This window comes from Arthrobacter sp. P1_A5, assembly GCF_056406825.1.
Map to the genome: position 1 here is coordinate 1 of NZ_JBFTZL010000283.1, position 3,195 is coordinate 3,195.

The window sequence follows — 3,195 nt, forward strand, 5'->3', positions numbered from 1 at the left end:
CCCAGCAACCGGGTCAAGCCGCTGGTCGATGCCGAGCGCAAGCGCCTTGCGCGCATCCTGCCCAACGTCACCATCCACGTGATCGAAAGCGGCCGCGGCGAGGGCCAGGTGCCGCTCAGCCAGATCGCCCGGAAGATGAACAAGCTCAAGGGCGAACTGACCAAGACTGAGGTCAGCGCCGTGTCGAAGCGCATTTCCTCGCTCGGCGGCCGYCTGCCCATCCCGAAGGGCATCGATCCCTACAAGGCCCGTCCCACCCGCGGACGCTAGGCGGGCGGCAGTACCGCACCGCATGACGGAATTGCCCGCAGTACAGATTCGCCCCGGTTCACGGCCACCTCAGGCCGCCAGCCGGGGCGTTTCTTATACTGCCCGACGTCGGCCCGCCCGGCGCCGGGTCACCGGACCCGGGACAACGGACGCAAGGTACCGGATAGAGCAACACCGGACGCCACGAAAACGGACGCAAGAACTTAGGAGATACGCATGAAACTTCCCTCGACCGCCACGATGATCCGCATTTTCCGGGGACTGGCGATCGCCGAAGCGTTCAGCTGGGCCGCTCTGTTGCTCGGCATGGTGCTCAAATGGATCACCCGGACGACGGAACTCGGCGTGGAGATTGCCGGTCCGATCCACGGGGCGTTCTTCATCGGCTACGGGATTGCGGCACTGAGCCTGTGGGCAATGCTGCGCTGGCCGTTCCGGGTTGCCTTGCTCGCCGGGCTCTCCGCCGTTTTCCCCTTCGCGACGGTGTGGTTTGAGCGCTGGGCCGGCCGCCACGGATACCTGACGGAACGGTCCGGAGAGGCTGCGCCGACGCCGGCCCAGGAGACCGCGGGAGTCTAGCTCCGCCCAGGACCTCGGGTTTCTGTGCGCCCCGGCACCATCGCTGTGCCCATCTGACGCACATGGCCGCTATGCGGGGAAGTTAGCGGCCGTTCGTGGCAAGCGGACGAGGGCCCGCCGCGCCCCGGCACCATCGCTGCGCCCATCTGACGCACATGGCCGCAATGCCGGGGAAGTTAGCGGCCATTCGTGGCAAACGGACGAAGGCCCGCCGCGCCCCGTTGCCTGGCACCGCCGTCGTGCATCCGGCCGTGGATTGCTACGTCCGGACGAGCACCGTATTCATCGCCTTGTCGTGGAGGCCGCGCTGGTCCGGGTCGAAGATGACGGCCGGGATAACGAGGCACAGCAGCAGGGTGCGCACCAGGGCCGCGAGTGGACCCGCCGGGCCGCCGCCCAGCCGGACCACGTGAATCCCCACGATCCGGTGGCCGATGCCGTAGCCGAGGGTGCCGATCAGCAGGATCTGCTCGATGGCAAACACGGCAAGCGTCGCCCAGGAGTCGCCGCCAAAGGCGAAATTGCTGATCAACAGCGCGATGCCCCAGTCAATGCAGATCGCCAGGATGCGCCGGCCGGCACGGGCGATCGATCCTGCCCCGGACTCGGGCAGCCCGAGCCGCTCCCCCGGGTATCTGGAGATGCCGGATGTGTCTGGCCCGGTGAGCCATGAACCGATGTCTTTGCGATCAACCACCCTCCAAGCTTATCGGCTCTGGCCTGTCCACAGTGTGGACGGTAGGGTGTCACACTGTGGACCAGATAGGCCACAGTGTGGACTGGCGACTAGCGTTTACGTGTCAGGACATTCTGTAACCTCCCCGAAACAAGGCGGACACTGCGGGGAAATCCCTTGTCCTTAGGGTGGTAACAGTTGCTAGCGACTGCGAAGCGGGGAAGCTTTTTTGCCTTCTCCGCCGTTGGACTGCGCTGGACAAATGTGCCTGACGGCCAGATCTTTCATATGCGTAAGGAGCATAGATGTTCAAGACTGCGGACGAAGTCCTCAAGTTCATCAAGGACGAAGACATCAAATTCGTCGATATCCGCTTCACCGATCTCCCGGGCGTTCAGCAGCACTTCAACGTGCCTGCCAAGAGCGTTGACGCCGACTTCTTCGTCAACGGCCAGCTTTTCGACGGATCTTCGATCCGCGGCTTCCAGGGCATCGCCGAGTCTGACATGCAGCTCATCCCGGACGTCACGACGGCGTTCATCGACACGTTCCGCATGGAGAAGACCCTTGCGCTGAACTTCTCGATCGTGAACCCGCGTACCGGTGACCCGTACCACCGCGATCCCCGCGGCGTGGCCGAGAAGGCGGAGGCCTACCTGGCTTCGACCGGCATTGCCGACACCGCTTTCTTCGCTCCCGAGGCCGAGTTCTTCGTCTTCGACAACGTCCAGTACCAGTCCTCCCCGCAGGGCAGCTTCTACAAGATCGACTCCGAGGAAGCACACTGGAACTCGGGCCGTGAGGAAGAGGGCGGAAACCTCGGCTACAAGACCCCGGTCAAGGGCGGATACTTCCCGGTCTCCCCCACCGACAAGCAGGCCGACCTGCGCGACGCCATGTGTGTTGCCCTGGACGATGCCGGCCTTGAGGTCGAGCGCAGCCACCACGAAGTCGGCTCCGCCGGCCAGGCTGAAATCAACTACAAGTTCACCACCCTGACCCACGCGGCTGATGACCTGCAGAAGTTCAAGTACGTCATCAAGAACACCGCCGATGCCTGGGGCAAGTCCGTGACCTTCATGCCGAARCCGRTCTTCGGYGACAACGGCTCGGGCATGCACTGCCACCAGTCGCTGTGGACCGGCGGCGAGCCGCTGTTCTACGATGAAAAGGGCTACGCCGGCCTGTCCGACACCGCCCGCTGGTACATCGGTGGCCTGCTGAAGCACTCCTCCGCTGTCCTGGCCTTCACCAACCCGACGGTGAACTCCTACCGCCGCCTGGTCAAGGGTTTCGAAGCCCCGGTCAACATGGTTTACTCGCAGGGCAACCGCTCCGCCGGTATCCGTATCCCGATCACGGGCTCCAACCCGAAGGCCAAGCGCATCGAGTTCCGCGCGCCGGACCCCTCCTCCAACCCGTACCTGGCGTTCGCTGCCCAGCTGATGGCCGGCATCGACGGCATCCGTAACCGGATCGAACCCCCGGCTCCGATCGACAAGGACCTCTACGAGCTCCCGGCCGAGGAAGCCAAGGACATCCCCAAGGCTCCGGGCACCCTCGAGGAGGCCCTGGATGCACTGGCCGAGGACAACGAGTTCCTGCAGGCCGGCGGCGTCTTCACCCAGGACCTGATCGACACCTGGATCGAGTACAAGTACGAGAACGAG

At 64.4% G+C, this 3,195-nt stretch carries 4 protein-coding genes; 3 read left to right on the forward strand and 1 reads right to left on the reverse strand.

From position 1 onward, the window contains the following. Together AC1D1S_RS20315 and AC1D1S_RS20320 are read left to right on the forward strand one after the other, a co-directional pair. A partial coding sequence (locus AC1D1S_RS20315; protein ID WP_476995343.1) for a DUF4191 family protein occupies positions 1–270 on the forward strand: 270 nt, incomplete at its 5' end. A gap of 216 nt (positions 271–486) precedes the next feature. Then, a complete protein-coding gene (locus tag AC1D1S_RS20320; protein ID WP_476995344.1) occupies positions 487–849 on the forward strand; it encodes a DUF3817 domain-containing protein in 363 nt (120 codons plus the stop codon). Positions 850–1,108: 259 nt separating this feature from the next. Here the strand turns inward: AC1D1S_RS20320 and AC1D1S_RS20325 are convergent, their stop codons facing one another. Beyond that, entirely contained in the window at positions 1,109–1,546 is a 438-nt protein-coding gene (locus tag AC1D1S_RS20325; protein ID WP_476995345.1) for an RDD family protein, read from the reverse strand. A 284-nt stretch (positions 1,547–1,830) separates the two neighbouring features. Here AC1D1S_RS20325 and glnA point away from each other — a divergent pair. Further along, positions 1,831–3,195, forward strand: a 1,365-nt coding sequence (glnA, locus tag AC1D1S_RS20330) for a type I glutamate--ammonia ligase (RefSeq protein ID WP_476995346.1), incomplete at its 3' end; no start/stop codon positions are given.